Here is a 16655-nt window from a genome sequence, read left to right on the forward strand (position 1 = left end):
CGTCCGGAATCAGAGACCGATTTCGGCGCTCTGCAGCAATGCGACAGCATCGGGCTGGCCTTCGAAGGTCACGAGGGCGTGCTGGGTACGGCCATGGGCGTGCATGAGCAGTTCCCCAGGCTCTCCGACGATCGCTACCGACACCGAGGCGCGCTTCGCGACATGTCGCGGACCGTCGGGGCGCACCAGCACAATGCCCAGATCAACTCCGCGATACAGGAGGGCGGCCCGTTTGATCAGGTCGTCCCACAAGGCGTTGGAGTATTCCTCATCCAAGGCGCGCGGTGCCCACCGCGTGGTGGCACGCCTGACGTCTTCGGTGTGCACGAAGTACTCGATAAGGTTTGCGGCAGCATCGACCGATTTGAGCTTCAGCGGCGAGAGCCGGGGCGGGCCGGCGCGGAAGGCCTTCACCAACTTGCTGTAGCCCGCCGTTCCGCGCGACTTGTCCGCCAGCTTCCGGGTGGCTTCGTCTGAAACCTTGGACAAGGGCTTGAATGCCATGCCCAGTTGGGCCGTCAACCGGTGCTCGCGCAGATACAGATGTGCTGCCAGGTCGGCAGTCCGCCAGCCTTCACAGAGCGTGGCGGAGTCCGGGCCGGCTGCTAGCAGAGTCTCGGCCAGAACTTCACGGGACGGGTCAACGAAATGCATCAATCCTGAACCTAGCATGAAGCAGCCATTTTTGGGCCGCCCATAACGTTGTATGGCCTCGTTGGCGGGCGGCAAGCAGCCCACTGCCGAAGCACTAGACTTGAAGGGATGTCCTCCCAGCCTGAATCCCCGAATGTATCCTTGGCCGGCGCCGGCAGCGAAGTCCTGCCCTCCGCCATCGCAGACCTGCTCAAGCGCGACGCAGCCGGCCTCGTCGCCGCCATCATCCAGCAGCATGACACCGCCGAAGTGCTCATGCTGGGTTGGATGGATGACGAGGCGCTGCGCCGTACGCTCTTCTCCGGGAGGGTGACGTTCTATTCGCGGTCACGCCAGGAGTATTGGCGCAAGGGCGATACGTCCGGGCACGTCCAGTGGGTGAAATCCGTGGCGTTGGACTGCGACGGCGACGCCCTTCTGATCCAGGTCGACCAGGTCGGCGCAGCCTGCCACACAGGCACCAGGACCTGCTTCGATGGCCGCAGTGTCGACGTCGTTGTTGGGAACCGTGCCGAAGACGAACCGCTAGCGAAAGAAAACAAGTAATGCAGGACCTTGGTGTCATCAGCCCCACGCTGGAGGAGTTCCGCTCCCTTGCCCGTGACCGGCGGGTTATCCCGGTCTCCCTCAAGGTGCTCGCTGATGACCAGACACCCATCTCCCTTTACCGCAAGCTCGGCGGCGGGCAGTCAGGAACATTCCTGCTCGAGTCCGCTGCAGTGGGCGGAGTCTGGTCCCGCTACTCGTTCATCGGCACCCATTCCAAGGCGACGCTGACCAGCAAGGACGGCCAGGCGCACTGGCTGGGGGAGCCGCCGGCCGGCGTGCCGCTGGACGGTAATCCGGTCGAGGCGCTGCGGCAGACGGTGGAGGCGCTGCGGACGGAACGATTTGACGGGCTTCCGCCGTTAACGTCCGGACTCGTGGGCTTCGTGGGTTGGGAAGCAGTGCGCCGTTGGGAAAAGCTGACAAGCCCGCCCGAAGAGGACCTGCCGCTGCCGGAGCTGGCCATGTGCCTGGTCACGGACATGGCCGTCCACGACAACGCCGAAGGCACCGTTACCCTGATCGCCAACGCCATCAACTTCGATGGCAGTGACGAGCGGGCGGACGACGCCTGGCGCGACGCGGTGGAACGGGTCCGCCGGATGCTGGCCCAGCTCAATGAGCCGCTGGCCCAGCAGATCTCAGTACTGGAAAACAGCGCGCTGTCGACCGATGAGCTGATGGACTCCGTAACGCACAGCTGGGCCGAGGAGCAGTACCTGGCGGCGGTCGACCGGGGCAAGGAAGCGATTGTCGACGGCGAAGTCTTCCAGGTGGTGATTTCACGTCGGTTCGAAACGGAGTGTTCGGCCTCGGCCCTGGACGTCTACCGGGTGCTGCGCAACCTCAACCCGAGCCCCTACATGTACCTGTTCAGCCTGGAGGATGCCGACGGCAACGCGTACTCCATCGTCGGGTCTTCGCCCGAGGCGCTGGTCACGGTGACCGGGGACGAAGTCATTACGCACCCGATCGCCGGATCACGCCCCCGCGGCAAAACCGTGGAACAGGACAGGGAGCTCGCGGAAGAGCTGCTCGCCGACCTCAAGGAGCGCGCCGAGCACCTGATGCTCGTGGACCTGGCCCGGAACGACATCTCGAAGGTCTGCGATCCGGGCACCGTGGATGTCAGCCAGTTTATGGAGGTGGAGAAGTTCAGCCACATCATGCACCTCGTTTCCACCGTGGTCGGCAGGCTCTCCGATGATAAGTCTGCCTATGACGTGCTGGCCGCGACGTTTCCGGCAGGCACGCTCTCCGGTGCGCCGAAACCGCGGGCTCTGCGCCTGCTTGATGAACTCGAACCACACCGACGCGGCATCTACGGCGGCGTGGTGGGCTATCTGGACTTTGCCGGCGACATGGACATGGCTATTGCCATCCGTTCCGCCCTGCTGCGTGATGGCCGCGCCTATGTCCAGTCGGGTGGCGGAATCGTGGCGGACTCGGATCCCGCCACCGAAGCCATCGAATCCGTGAACAAGGCCGCGGCTCCGCTGCGCGCGGTGACCTTGGCCACCCGGCTGCATGCCGCCGATCCGGCAGCCATCGTCACCGGTGAAGGCAACTGATGTCTGAGCGGACCGAAGTGAAGCCGCCGTCGCGGTGGCAGCGCAAGAGCACCGTAGTGATGGCCTCTATCCTGGCCTCGCTGGCTGCCTTTGGCGCCACTACCCAGACCTGGCTCAACGTGAGGCTGCCGCAGAGCACGGTGCAGACGCCGGACCTCGACGTTGCCGGCAGCGAGGCTGCCATCGCGGTCACGGCGCTGGCCCTGGTAGGACTGGCCGCGGCACTGGCGGCGTCCATCGCCGGGCGGATTGCCAGAATTATCATTGCGGTGCTGCTGGCGTTGGCCGGAACCGGGATCGCACTCTCCAGCTACCAGGTGATAGCGGATCCGACCGCCGCAGCCTCAACCGCCATTGGGGAGGCCACCGGACAGGTTGGGCAGGCTGCGGAAATCACATCCACTGTGTTTCCCGTACTGGCGCTGTTGGCGGGTCTCCTGATGGCCGCTTGCGCGGTATGGCTGGTCCTTGCCGGCCGCCGCTGGCAGGCCAGCAGGAAGTACACCAGCACAACCGCTCGGCAGGCAGACGGTTCGCCCTCCGACCGCGGCGGTCCGGTGGACGAGATCGACAGCTGGGACCAGCTCAGCCGGGGCACGGATCCCACAGACTAAGGGACCGGGCGGGCCTAAAGTCATAGTGGCCGGTCCGCTGAAAATCAATGGCAGAATATAGGCAGTACCGTTTCTTCAGGGAGTTAGATAATGGGCAATCACGCCACAGTCACCGAGAAATCATCCAACGAGCAGACCGTTTCCAGCATTCACGATGAAGTCATCGGCCATGGAAACAGCCCGGCTGCCTGGACCTGTGTCCTGATCATGATCGTAGGCAGCATTGTCTCCGGTATCGGTTTCGTCATGGCTTCGCAACTGGTTTTCTGGGCCGGCGTTGTGGTCATGTTCATTGGCCTGATCGTTGGCTGGATCATGAAAAAGGCCGGCTACGGCGTGGACGGCGACAAGCTTATGAATAGCGGTCACTAGGAGTGACTGTTCTCGACGACATCATCGTTGGGGTCAGGGAAGATCTTGAGGCCCGTCGGGCGGAACTTCCGCTGGAGGAGCTAACGGAACGCGTTGCTGCCGCGGCGGCGCCGCGTGATGCCTATGCTGCCCTCGGCGGCCCGGCCAGCCCGCGAACGGAACTCAAGGTGATTTCCGAGGTCAAGCGCAAGAGCCCTTCCAAGGGCGATCTGGCGCAGATCACAGACCCGGCCGAATTGGCACGACGCTATGAAAAAGGCGGAGCGGCAGTTATCAGCGTGTTGACAGAGCAGCGCCGCTTCGGTGGGTCGCTCGCGGATCTGGATGCCGTGCGCGACGCCGTCGACATTCCGGTCCTGCGCAAGGACTTCACGGTCGACGAATACCAGATCTGGGAAGCGCGGGCACATGGTGCGGACCTCGTCCTGCTCATCGTTGCCGCGCTGGAGGATTCCCAGCTGCGCGCGTTCCTGGACCTGACGCACCGTTTGGGCATGAACGCTCTGGTGGAAACGCATACGGCCGAGGAGATTGAACGTGCGGTCGCCGTCGGTGCCCGGATCATCGGGGTCAACGTCCGCAACCTCAAGACGCTGGACGTGGACCGTTCCATCTTCGCCTCGCTGGCCGAAAAGATTCCGTCGGATGCGGTCATCGTGGCCGAATCCGGCGTACGAAACGCCGACGACGTTGCTGACTACGCGATGAACGGCGCCAACGCGGTGCTGGTTGGCGAAGCACTGGTGATCGGTAATGCACCGGAGCAAGCCGTTGCCGACTTCGGCGCAGCCGGTGCCCGGGCGATCGCGGACCGCGGCCAGGGTAGCTAACACAAGCAATACCGTCTCGGCGGCAGGCCTGGTTCTCCAGGTTCCGGGCCTGCCCGGCCGAGAGGTTCGAAACAGACAGGACGGCCAAGCTATGACGCAGAGCCCCGAGACGCCCGACGCCGGCGAAAAGCCGGACGCGGCGGATGCATTCCTTTCCGGCGGGAGTCTCCGCCATGCCCCGGGCCCCTACTTCGGCAACTACGGCGGGCGCTGGATGCCCGAATCCCTGATTGCCGCACTCGACGAACTGCAGGACACATTCGACAAGGCCAAGGCCGACCCGGAGTTCATCGCCCAGGTGGCGGAACTTAACCGGAACTATTCAGGCAGGCCGTCGCTGCTGACGGAGGCCAAGCGGTTTTCGGCCCATGCCGGCGGCGCCCGGATCTTCCTCAAGCGCGAAGACCTGAACCATACCGGCTCACACAAGATCAACAACGTGCTGGGCCAGGCCCTGCTGGCCAAGCGGATGGGCAAGACCCGCATCATCGCCGAAACAGGCGCCGGACAGCATGGCGTGGCAAGCGCGACGGCGGCGGCACTCCTCGGGCTCGAATGCGTTGTTTACATGGGTGCCGAAGACACCCGGCGCCAGGCTCTGAACGTCGCCCGGATGGAGCTGCTCGGCGCCACGGTTATCCCTGTCACCGCCGGTTCCCAGACCCTGAAGGACGCCATCAACGAGGCGCTGCGCGACTGGGTTGCCAACGTGCATACCACGCACTATCTGCTGGGCACTGCCGCCGGAGCCCACCCGTTCCCCGCGTTGGTGCGCTATTTCCACGAGGTGATCGGCGACGAGGCACGTGAGCAGATCCTCGCCCAGACCGGCCGGCTTCCGGATGCAGTCTGCGCTTGTATCGGCGGCGGATCGAACGCCATCGGCATTTTCCATGGCTTCCTGGACGATCCTTCGGTGGAACTTTACGGCTTTGAAGCAGGCGGCGAGGGCGTCGACACCGACCGCCACGCAGCCACTATTACCCTCGGTCGCCCCGGGGTACTGCACGGCGCCCGCTCCTACCTGATGCAGGATGAAGACGGGCAAACCATTGAGTCCCACTCCATCTCGGCGGGCCTGGACTACCCCGGCGTCGGCCCGGAACACTCCTACCTTTCGGACATCGGCCGCGCCAAGTACGAACCGGTGACCGACAGCGAGGCCATGGACGCCTTCCGGCTGCTTTGCCGCACCGAAGGCATCATTCCGGCCATCGAGTCCTCGCACGCACTGGCCGGCGCCCTCCGGGTCGGCAAGAAGCTCACCTCCGGCAAACAGAACCCGCAGGACGTCATCATCGTCGTCAACCTGTCCGGCCGCGGAGACAAAGACGTTGCCACCGCAGCGGAATGGTTCGACCTGCTGGACGGTAACTCGCCGGAAGCCGAAATCGGCGCTGAAGGAGAACAACTGTGAATTCTGCCGCCATCGCCAGCAAATCAGCTGCAGCCATCGAGAAGGCACGGTCCGAGGGCCGTACCGCACTGATCGGCTACCTGCCCGCCGGCTACCCCGATGTGCAGGGCACCATCGACGCCGCCGTCGCACTGGCCGAAAACGGTGCCGATGTGATCGAGATCGGTATCCCGTACTCGGATCCGGTCATGGACGGCCAGGTCATCCAGGCCGCCACCGTGCAGGCCCTCGAAAACGGATTCCGTGTCCGCCAGGTGTTCGACATCGTGGCCGGCATTACCTCCCGCTGTGAGGCCGCCGTCCTCGTCATGACCTATTGGAACCCGGTCATGCGCATGGGCGTCGACGAGTTTTCCCGGCGCTTGGCCGAAGCTGGGGGAGCGGGCCTGATCACCCCTGATCTGATCCCGGACGAAGCAGCCGAATGGTTCGAAGCGTCGGACAAGTACGGACTGGACCGGGTCTTCCTGGTGGCCCCATCGTCGACGCCGGAACGCATGGCTATGACCGTCAAGGCCAGCCGCGGATTCGTTTACGCCGTGTCCATCATGGGCGTGACCGGTGCGCGCACCAGCGTCAGCAGCGCAGCGCAGCAGGTCGTCGAGGCTGCCCACGCGGCCGGCGCCGAGCGCGTCTGCGTCGGCTTGGGCGTTTCGCAGGCCGAACACGTCCGCGAAATCGGGGCCTACGCCGAGGGTGCCATCGTCGGAACGGCGCTGGTCGCCACGCTGGGCGCCGAGGGCGTGGAAGCCGTGGGCAAACTCGCGGCGGAACTGCACAGCGGTACCACCAAAAACTGATCCTCCGCCGCCACCAAAGCCGAACAAAGGACCGCTACCGGTGCAGACGACTACTTCCCTTGTGATCCCGGCGTCGATTCCGAGTCCGGACTGGTCCGGGTTCAGCATCGGCCCGCTGACCATCCACGCGTATGCCTTGTGCATCCTCGCCGGCATTATCGCCGCTTTGTGGCTGACGGACCGCCGGTGGCAGGCCAGGAAGGGACCCGAAGGGGTGGTCTGGGACATTGCCATTTGGGCAATCCCCTTCGGCATCATCGGCGGGCGGCTCTACCACGTCTTCTCGTCGCCGGACGCTTACTTCGGTCCGAACGGTGACCTGAGCCTGATCCCGCAGATCTGGCTGGGCGGCCTGGGAATCTGGGGAGCCGTGGCGCTGGGCCTGCTGGGCGCATGGATCGGCTGCCGCCGGGCAGGCGTCAAACTGACTGCGTTCATGGACGCCGCGGCGCCCGGCGTGCTGCTGGCGCAAGCCATAGGCCGCTGGGGAAACTGGTTCAATCAGGAACTGTTCGGCAGCCCCACGGACCTGCCCTGGGGTCTGGAAATCGATGCCGACCACGCAAACTTCCCGCCTGGCGCCGAACCGGGCACGCTGTTCCATCCGACGTTCCTTTACGAATCGCTCTGGAACCTGGCCGGGGTTGCCCTGCTGCTGCTGATCGATAAACGCTTCAAGCTCCGCCGCGGGATGCTCTTCTGGCTCTACGTCGCGTACTACACGCTGGGTCGCGTCTGGATCGAAATGATGCGTATTGACGATGCCGAAATGATCACTCTCTTCGGTGTGACGCAGCGTTTGAATGTGTGGACCTCGCTGCTGCTGTTGGTGGCCGCGCTCGTCATATTCGTGCTGCTGTCCCGGAAACCGCGGACTCCCGAGATGGACTCCGTCTACCTGTCCGGCCGCGAGCCACAGGCAGAAATAGACCCCAAGAACGACGGCGGTGCTCCCGCCGCCGCCCGTGGCGCGGGCGCCGGCGGCGTTAACACAACAGAAACCGGAAAGAAAAAAACGGACAAAAACGTGTCCGAGGCCACCGGGCGTGTTAGTGTCGCTGATAATTCTTCGGAGACAGGAAAATCCTCCGCATCCGGCACCAGCGGCACGACTGGGCCCGTGGACTCCGAAGACAAATAGCGCCTCCCGGGCCACCGCCCGGTGAGTTGCAGCATCTGTGCCGACCACACTGATGTGGAATCTCCGTTAGATATCCGTCAACCAGTGCGGGTGCAGCGGATATGACTGCGCTTCTGTCCGGTTTCCCGGAATCAGCAAAATCGTTATGCACCAACCGTGCTGCATAACGTGGGCGAGGTCATACAATTTCCAGTACTAAAGTACGGCCTCGTGCAACGTGCCGTGCTGCGGGGCCAACGGCGTCCCCTTCTCGAGTTCCACTTACGGGAGAAGGAAAACCGTTATGACTCCTCCGTTCAACGGATCCAGTACACCACGCAACTTCGGCGGCGGGAACGGCAGCGCGCAGATCGCGTCGCCGTTTACCCGATTCGCCGCCTATCCGGAACGCGCGGGCCTCTACGACCCCGCCAACGAAAAAGATGCCTGCGGACTGGCAGTTATTGCCACGCTGCGAGGCGAACCCGGCCACGACATCGTCGACGCAGCCCTGACCGCCCTGCGCAACCTCGAACACCGCGGTGCGGTGGGCGCGGACGAAGGTACCGGGGACGGAGCAGGATTGCTCACGCAGATCCCGGACGAGTTCTTCCGTGCCGTGACAGGATTTGAGCTCCCTGACGCCGGCGAGTACGCCGTCGGAACCGCCTTCCTCCCGAACGATGAGTCCGAAGCCGACGTAGCCCAGGCCGGACTGGAATCGCTGGCCGAAGAAGAAGGCCTTGTGGTCCTAGGCTGGCGCGAAGTTCCGATTGTCTCGGACCTGGTCGGTGCCATGGCACGGGCCTGCATGCCGCATTTCGTGCAACTTTTCCTGAGGATGGATCCCCGCGGCGGCACGGACACCTCGGAACTCGACGCCAAGGTCTTCCGCGTCCGCAAGCGTGCGCAGAACAAGTTCGGTGTCTACTTCCCGTCCTTGTCGTCCAAGACCATTGTGTACAAGGGCATGCTGACCACCGCGCAGCTGGAGCCGTTCTATCCGGACCTCTCGGACAGTCGCTTCAAAACCAAGCTGGGGATTGTCCACTCCCGCTTTTCCACCAACACATTCCCGTCGTGGCCGCTGGCCCAGCCCTTCCGCACCATCGCGCACAACGGCGAGATCAATACCGTCAAGGGCAACCGGAACTGGATGCGTGCCCGCCAGTCGCAGTTGAGCAATCCTGTCCTCGGGGACATTCCCGAAGAGCTGTTCCCGATCTGCACCCCCGGGGCCTCGGACTCGGCTTCCTTCGACGAGGTCGCCGAACTGCTGATGCTTTCCGGCAAGCCGATCACCCAGGCCATCATGATGATGATCCCGGAGGCCTGGGAGAACCACACCACCATGGATCCGGAACGCCGGGCGTTCTACCAGTACCACTCGATGCTGATGGAGCCTTGGGACGGTCCCGCAGCGGTGTCGTTCACCGATGGCAAGCTGGTAGGCGCGGTGCTCGACCGCAACGGTCTCCGGCCCGCCCGTTACTGGGTCACCGAGGACGGTCTCGTGGTGCTCGCCTCCGAAGTGGGCGTTGTCAACATCGCACCGGAACGGGTAGTCAGAAAGGGACGGGTTTCGCCCGGGAAAATGTTCCTTGTCGACACCGAAGCCGGCCGCCTCATCGAGGACCAGGAGATCAAGTCCGAAATTGCAGCGGCGAACCCGTGGGGCGAATGGGTCAAGGAAAACATGATTCGCCTCGAGGACCTGCCCGAGCGCGAGCACGTGGTCCACACCCCGGCCTCAATTATCCGGCGCCAGCGCACCTTCGGCTACACGCACGAAGAGTTGCGGATTCTGCTGGGTCCGATGGCCCGTACCGGCGCGGAACCGTTGGGCGCCATGGGAACCGACACCCCGATCGCGGTGCTTTCAAAACGTCCGCGGCTGCTGTTCGACTACTTCGTGCAGTCCTTTGCCCAGGTCACCAACCCGCCGCTGGATGCCATCCGCGAAGAACTCGTTACCAGCATGCGCGGGTCCATCGGCCCGGATGGCAACCTGCTGTCCACCGGTCAGGTGCGCGCCAAGCAAGTGGCGCTGAAATTCCCGGTCATCAACAATGATGAGCTGGCCAAGATTACTGCGCTCGAAACCGATGAGGGTGCCAAGGCCACGCTGAAAGTACGCGGTCTGTACCGTCCCGACGGCGGCGAGTCGGAACTGCGCGCCCGGCTGCAGGAGATCTGCGAAAAGGTCTCGGCTGCCGTCAACCGCGGGGTCAAATTCATCATCCTTTCCGACCGCGATTCGAATGCCCAGTGGGCACCGATCCCTTCGCTGCTGCTGACCAGTGCGGTCCACCACCACCTTCTCAAGAGTGCCAACCGCACCAAGATTTCCCTGGTGGTCGAGGCAGGTGACGTCCGGGAGGTGCATCACGTTGCCGTCCTGATCGGCTACGGCGCCTCCGCGGTCAACCCGTACCTGGCGATGGAAAGCTGCGAGGAGCTGGTCCGCAACGGCGACATTCAGGGTGTGACCGAAGCCGAAGCTGTGTACAACTTGATCAAGGGCTTGGGCAAGGGTGTCCTGAAAATCATGTCCAAGATGGGCATTTCCACCGTCGCGTCCTACTGCGGCGCGCAGACCTTCGAAGCCCTTGGCCTGGCGCAGAGCTTGGTGGACCAGTATTTTGCCGGCACCCAATCGCAGCTCGGCGGGGTTGGCCTTAATGTCATCGCGGCCGAAACCGCGGCGCGGCATGCACAGGCCTACCCGAGCGACGGAATCGAAGATCCGCACCGTTCACTGGAGGTGGGCGGCGAGTACCAGTGGCGCCGTGAAGGACCGCCGCACCTGTTCAATCCGGAGACGGTCTTCCGGCTGCAGCACTCCACGCGAGAGCGCCGCTACGACATTTTCAAGGCCTATACGCAGGGAGTGAATGACCAGTCCAAGGACCTGATGACCCTGCGCGGGCTGCTCAAGTTCAAGACGGGGAACCGCCCGGCCGTACCGCTGGAGGAAGTCGAATCGGTAGCGAGCATCGTCAAGCGGTTCTCCACCGGCGCGATGAGCTACGGGTCCATCTCCAAGGAGGCCCACGAGACGTTGGCCATTGCCATGAACCGGCTCGGTGCCAAGTCCAACACCGGCGAGGGCGGCGAGGACGTGGACCGGCTGCTGGACCCGGAGCGCCGCTCCGCCATCAAGCAGGTGGCGTCCGGCCGGTTCGGCGTCACCAGCCTGTACCTGACCAACGCCGACGACATCCAGATCAAGATGGCCCAGGGCGCCAAGCCCGGCGAGGGCGGGCAGCTGATGAGCCAGAAGGTCTACCCCTGGGTAGCCCGGACACGGCATTCGACCCCCGGCGTCGGGCTTATTTCGCCGCCGCCACACCACGATATTTACTCCATCGAGGACTTGGCGCAGCTGATTTACGACCTGAAACGGTCCAACCCGTCGGCCCGTGTGCACGTAAAGCTGGTTTCGGAGGTCGGGATCGGCACTGTGGCCGCTGGCGTGACGAAGGCGAAGGCCGACGTCGTGCTGGTTTCAGGGCACGACGGCGGCACCGGCGCCAGTCCGCTGAACTCGCTCAAGCATGCTGGTGTTCCTTGGGAGCTCGGCCTGGCCGAGACGCAGCAGACACTGATGCTCAACGGCCTGCGTGACCGCGTGGTTGTCCAGGTGGACGGCCAGCTCAAAACCGGCCGTGACGTGGTGATCGCCGCGCTGCTGGGCGGCGAGGAATTCGGCTTCGCCACCGCGCCGCTGGTGGTTTCGGGCTGCATCATGATGCGGGTATGTCACCTCGATACCTGCCCGGTGGGCGTGGCGACCCAGAACCCGGAACTGCGCTCCCGGTTCACCGGAAAGCCGGAATTCGTTGTGAACTTCTTCGAATTCATTGCCGAGGAGGTCCGCGAGATCCTGGCCGAGCTCGGCTACCGGAGCCTGGACGAAGTCATCGGCCATTCCGAGCTGCTCGATGCCGGCAAGGCCATCGACCACTGGAAGGCCGACGGACTGGACCTGGATCCGATCCTGCGCGGCAACAGCTTCGATGCCCACTCGCCGCTGCGCAACACCACGCAGCAGAACCATGAGCTGGACAAGCACTTCGACAACCAGCTGATCGCAATGAGCGCCGAGGCACTGACCAACCGGGCGCCGGTACGGATCAGCCTGGACATCGTCAACACCGACCGCTCGGTGGGGACCATGCTCGGCCACGAGGTCACCAAGCGCTTCGGCATCGACACCCTGGCCCAGGACACGATCGACGTGACCCTCAACGGGCAGGCCGGCCAGTCGCTGGGTGCCTTCCTGCCCGCCGGCATCACGCTGCGCCTGCTCGGCGATTCCAACGACTATGTGGGCAAGGGCCTCTCCGGCGGACGCATCATTGTCCGTCCGGACCGCGGCAACGTGTTCGCCGCCGAACGCAACGTGATCGCCGGAAACGTGATCGGCTACGGTGCCACCAGCGGCGAGATGTTCCTCCGGGGCCAGGTGGGCGAGCGGTTCCTCGTTCGGAACTCGGGTGCCACCGCCGTCGTCGAAGGCATTGGCGACCATGGCTGCGAATACATGACCGGTGGAACGGCGCTGATCCTGGGGCGGACCGGCCGGAACTTCGGGGCGGGCATGTCCGGCGGCGTGGCCTACGTGCTGGAGCTGGACCGGGCACAGCTGAACAAGCAGAGCATGGACAACAAGGAACTGCTGCTGCTCCCGCTGGATGCCGAAGATCGCGGGACCGTTGGCGCGCTGATCAAGCAGCATGCGGAGGAGACCGGATCCCGGTTCGCCGAGCAGCTGCTGCAGGATCTTGACGCCACCATTTCACGCATGACCAAAGTGCTGCCGCGGAACTACTCGGCGGTGCTGGAAACCCGGGCCACCGCTGAATCCGAGGGACTCGATCCCGACGGCGATGTTGTCTGGTCACGAATTTTGGAGGTAACCGGTGGCTGATCCACGCGGATTCATGAAGGTACGTGAACGTCAGACCCAGCCGAGGCGTCCGGTCCCGGTCCGCATCATGGACTGGAAGGAAGTGTACGAGGCACAGGAAAAGGGCGTTCTGAAGGCCCAGGCCGGACGCTGCATGGACTGCGGCATCCCGTTCTGCCATCAGGGCTGCCCGCTGGGGAACCTGATTCCGGAATGGAATGACCTCACCTGGCGCGGCAAAGGACAGGAAGCGATTGAGCGCCTGCACGCCACCAACAACTTCCCGGAATTCACGGGACGGCTGTGCCCGGCACCGTGCGAGTCGTCCTGCGTGCTGGGGATCAACCAGCCAGCCGTGACCATCAAGCAGGTGGAGGTTTCCATCATCGACGAGGCCTTCGACAATGGGTGGGTCACGCCGCTGGCGCCGGAGCGCCTGACCGGACAGACCATCGCTGTCGTCGGTTCCGGCCCCGCCGGCCTCGCCACCGCCCAGCAGCTGACGCGGGCGGGACACACCGTCGCAGTGTACGAGCGTGACGACAAGGTCGGCGGCCTGCTGCGCTACGGTATTCCGGACTTCAAGATGGAGAAAGACCATCTGGAGCTGCGTCTGGAGCAGATGCGTGCCGAGGGCACCCGGTTCCGCACCGGCATCGAGATCGGCAAGGATGTCAGTTGGGAGCAGCTGCGCCGCCGGTACGACGCCGTAGTGATCGCTACCGGCGCCACCGTGCCGCGCGACCTGGCCATACCTGGCCGCGAGCTGGACGGCGTCCACTTCGCCATGGAGTACCTGGTCCAGGCCAACCGTGTTGTGGCGGGGGAGAAGGTGGAGAACCAGATCGATGCCCGTGGCAAGCACGTAGTGATCCTCGGCGGCGGCGACACCGGAGCTGACTGCCTCGGCACGGCGCACCGCCAGCAGGCGGCGTCGGTCACCACGCTGGCCATTGGAAAGCAGCCGCCTGCGGAGCGTGCCGCGCACCAGCCCTGGCCGACGTTCCCCACACTGTTCGAAGTGGCCAGTGCTCACGAGGAAGGCGGCGAGCGAACCTACCTTGCCTCCACCGTTGAATACCTGGGCGACGGCGAAGGCAAGCTGCGCGCGCTGAAGGTCGCGGAGACCGAATTCGTGGACGGCAAACGTGTGCCCAAGGCGGGCACCGAACACGAAATCCCGGCGGATCTGGTCTTGCTCTCCCTCGGCTTCACCGGTCCGGAACCTGCAGGTATCGCCGAACAGGTGAAGGCAGAGTTCGACAGCCGCGGCAACGTGGTCCGGGACGGTTATTACATGACCAACACGAACGGCATCTTCGTGGCCGGTGACGCGGGGCGTGGACAGTCGCTGATTGTCTGGGCCATCGCCGAAGGCCGCGCCTGCGCTGCCGCCGTCGACAAGTGGCTGACCGGGCAGACGCGGCTGCCCGCGCCGGTGGCTCCGACCGACAGGCCGATAGCCGCCCTGCCGATGTAATGAACCCGGCTGTACGCCGTGGATACGCCCATAACTGCATGAGAGAACTAGGCTAGGTTTATGAGACGAGCGAAAATAGTTGCAACTTTTGGTCCTGCTATTTCCAGCTACGAAAGCACCTTGGAAGTCCTCAAAGCGGGCGTTGATGTTGCCCGCATGAACATGAGCCATGGCGACTACAGCGTGCATCAGGGAACTTACGAAAATGTGCGCCGCGCCGCGGCCGAGCTGGGTAAACCTGTTGGCATCTTCGCCGACCTCCAGGGACCCAAAATCCGGCTCGGCCGCTTTGCGGACGGCCCGCATGAGCTCAAGGTGGGGAACACCTTCACTATCACCACCGAAGATATCGAAGGCACGGCCGAGCGGTGTTCGACCACCTTTAAGGGCCTGCCGCAGGACGTTAACGCGGGAGATCCGCTGCTGATCGACGACGGCAAAGTCGCCCTGCGTGCCGTGAAGGTCACCGACACCGAAGTTGTCACAGAAGTGACCGTGGCAGGCACCGTCTCCAACAACAAGGGCATCAACCTGCCCGGTGTCGCGGTCAACGTTCCGGCACTGAGCGAGAAGGACGAGGCGGACCTGCGCTGGGCCATCCGCACGGGCGTGGACATGGTAGCCCTTTCCTTCGTGCGCAACGCAGCCGACGTGCGCCGCGTGCACGAGATCATGGACGAGGAAGGCCGCCGCACACCGGTCATCGCGAAGATCGAAAAGCCCCAGGCCGTGGATGCGCTCGAAGAGATCATTGACGCCTTCGACGCCATCATGGTGGCCCGCGGTGACCTTGGCGTCGAACTGCCGCTCGAGGATGTCCCCGTGGTTCAGAAGCGGGCCATCGAATTAGCCCGCCGCTGGGCGAAGCCGGTGATTGTGGCGACGCAGGTGCTGGAGTCCATGATCGAGAACCCGCGGCCTACCCGTGCCGAGGCATCCGACTGTGCCAATGCTGTGCTGGACGGTGCCGACGCGGTCATGCTCTCCGGCGAGACCAGCGTGGGCGCGTACCCGCTGGAAACGGTCAACACGATGGCCCGGATCATCGAGTCCACGGAGCAGCATGGCCTGGACCGTGTCCCGCCGCTTGGCAGCAAGCCCAAGACCCGCGGCGGCGCCATCACCCGTGCCGCCGTCGAAATTGCGAACCAGTTGGACGCGAAGTACCTCTGCACCTTCACGCAGTCCGGGGACTCGGCACGCCGGCTCTCCCGCCTGCGCCCTGGCCGGCCGATCTTCGCCTTCACCCCGCTGCAGTCCACCCTGAACGTCATGTCAATGATCTGGGGCATCCAGCCGCTGCTGGTGGAGTTCGTCGAGCATACGGACAAGATGACCGCCCAAGTTGACCGTGTGCTTTACGAGAAGGGACTGGTGGACATTGACGACCTGGTTGTCATCGCCGCCGGTTCCCCTCCCGGAAAAGCCGGATCGACAAATTCGCTGAAGGTCCACCGTGTCGGTGACCTCGCAGACGCCGGTGAGTTGCTGAACGGCTCGAACCCCCGGCACGAGAAGGTAGGTCCCTGGCCCACATAGGGCAGGTGCAGCATCCTTAAACGTCAGTGGCCGGTCCCGTTCAGGACCGGCCACTGGCGTTCGCGGGGCTAGTTGACCTGGTTGATGATGGTTTCGGCAACTTCGCGCATGCTCAGGCGACGGTCCATGGAGGTCTTCTGGATCCAGCGGAAGGCTTCGGGCTCGGTCAGGCCCATCTTGGTGATGAGGAGGCTCTTTGCCCGTTCCACCAGCTTGCGCGTGGCGAATTGCTCCTGCAGGTCGGAGACCTCGGACTCCAGTGCCTTGATCTCCTGGTGGCGGGAGAGCGCAATCTCGATGGCAGGCACCAGATCGGCGGGCGTAAACGGCTTGACCACATAGGCCATCGCGCCCGCGTCGCGTGCCCGCTCGACCAGTTCCTTCTGGCTGAAGGCGGTCAGCAGCACCACGGGGGCGATGCGCGCCTTCACAATCTGTTCGGCCGCGGTAATCCCGTCCATGACCGGCATCTTGACGTCCATCAGCACGAGGTCCGGCTTGAGTTCGGTGGCCAGCTCGACGGCCTTTTCCCCGTTGTCGGCTTCGGCAACGACGTCGAATCCTTCGCCGCGGAGGATCTCAACGATGTCCAAGCGGATCAGAGTTTCGTCTTCGGCAACGACAACGCGGCGTGTGGGGGTGGACTCGGTTTGCTCAGACACTGGTACTCCTCGATGAGTTTTGTAACCCTATTGCTGCGGTTCTCGGAAATAGCCTATCGGCATGTAGAGTAGATTCGCGCACTCAAGGAGCATGACAGTCTTCACAAAGGACTGTTGATCGTCATTGAATTTACGGTG

General features: G+C 63.9%; 13 protein-coding genes. 11 read left to right on the forward strand and 2 right to left on the reverse strand.

What is annotated here, in order from left to right:
• Positions 1–9: 9 nt before the first annotated feature.
• The gene (locus HGO92_RS11090) at positions 10–654 is read right to left on the reverse strand and encodes a TIGR03085 family metal-binding protein (RefSeq protein ID WP_169994712.1); all 645 of its coding nucleotides are present in this window, start codon (positions 652–654) and stop codon (positions 10–12) included.
• A 108-nt stretch (positions 655–762) separates the two neighbouring features.
• Here HGO92_RS11090 and hisI point away from each other — a divergent pair, with 108 nt between their 5' ends.
• The 11 genes from hisI (at position 763) to pyk (ending at position 15855) form a co-directional block, all read left to right on the forward strand.
• Positions 763–1200 (forward strand): phosphoribosyl-AMP cyclohydrolase, encoded by a 438-nt coding sequence (hisI, locus tag HGO92_RS11095; RefSeq protein ID WP_169994714.1) that lies wholly within the window; start codon positions 763–765, stop codon positions 1198–1200.
• Positions 1200–2771: an anthranilate synthase component I gene (locus HGO92_RS11100; protein WP_169994716.1), complete on the forward strand. Its 1572-nt coding sequence runs from the start codon at positions 1200–1202 to the stop codon at positions 2769–2771. Before hisI ends, HGO92_RS11100 begins: the two co-directional genes overlap by 1 nt.
• The gene (locus tag HGO92_RS11105; RefSeq protein ID WP_169994718.1) at positions 2771–3385 is read left to right on the forward strand and encodes a Trp biosynthesis-associated membrane protein; all 615 of its coding nucleotides are present in this window, start codon (positions 2771–2773) and stop codon (positions 3383–3385) included. The genes HGO92_RS11100 and HGO92_RS11105 overlap by 1 nt, the downstream gene beginning before the upstream one ends.
• 90 nt (positions 3386–3475) lie before the next feature.
• On the forward strand, positions 3476–3757 hold the full coding sequence (locus tag HGO92_RS11110) for an HGxxPAAW family protein (protein ID WP_169994719.1): 282 nt from the start codon (positions 3476–3478) through the stop codon (positions 3755–3757).
• A 2-nt stretch (positions 3758–3759) separates the two neighbouring features.
• Positions 3760–4587, forward strand: coding sequence for an indole-3-glycerol phosphate synthase TrpC (gene trpC / locus HGO92_RS11115; protein ID WP_169994721.1), 828 nt, complete (start codon positions 3760–3762; stop codon positions 4585–4587).
• Positions 4588–4678: 91 nt separating this feature from the next.
• Complete coding sequence (gene trpB, locus HGO92_RS11120; protein ID WP_169994723.1) at positions 4679–6004, forward strand: tryptophan synthase subunit beta; 1326 nt, start codon at positions 4679–4681, stop codon at positions 6002–6004.
• The gene (gene trpA, locus HGO92_RS11125) at positions 6001–6804 is read left to right on the forward strand and encodes a tryptophan synthase subunit alpha (protein ID WP_169994725.1); all 804 of its coding nucleotides are present in this window, start codon (positions 6001–6003) and stop codon (positions 6802–6804) included. Before trpB ends, trpA begins: the two co-directional genes overlap by 4 nt.
• 40 nt (positions 6805–6844) lie before the next feature.
• Complete coding sequence (gene lgt / locus HGO92_RS11130; protein ID WP_169994727.1) at positions 6845–7945, forward strand: prolipoprotein diacylglyceryl transferase; 1101 nt, start codon at positions 6845–6847, stop codon at positions 7943–7945.
• A gap of 283 nt (positions 7946–8228) precedes the next feature.
• Entirely contained in the window at positions 8229–12857 is a 4629-nt protein-coding gene (gltB, locus tag HGO92_RS11135) for a glutamate synthase large subunit (protein ID WP_205834388.1), read from the forward strand.
• Positions 12850–14316 (forward strand): glutamate synthase small subunit, encoded by a 1467-nt coding sequence (locus tag HGO92_RS11140; protein WP_169994729.1) that lies wholly within the window; start codon positions 12850–12852, stop codon positions 14314–14316. The genes gltB and HGO92_RS11140 overlap by 8 nt, the downstream gene beginning before the upstream one ends.
• Before the next feature lie 60 nt (positions 14317–14376).
• Positions 14377–15855 (forward strand): pyruvate kinase, encoded by a 1479-nt coding sequence (pyk, locus tag HGO92_RS11145; RefSeq protein WP_169994731.1) that lies wholly within the window; start codon positions 14377–14379, stop codon positions 15853–15855.
• Between the two features lie 68 nt (positions 15856–15923).
• On the opposite strand, the gene HGO92_RS11150 is transcribed toward pyk, so the two are convergent.
• Positions 15924–16517 (reverse strand): ANTAR domain-containing response regulator, encoded by a 594-nt coding sequence (locus HGO92_RS11150; protein WP_169994733.1) that lies wholly within the window; start codon positions 16515–16517, stop codon positions 15924–15926.
• Positions 16518–16655: the final 138 nt, after the last annotated feature.

Source organism: Crystallibacter degradans, assembly GCF_012952295.1.
Lineage (GTDB): Bacteria > Actinomycetota > Actinomycetes > Actinomycetales > Micrococcaceae > Crystallibacter > Crystallibacter degradans.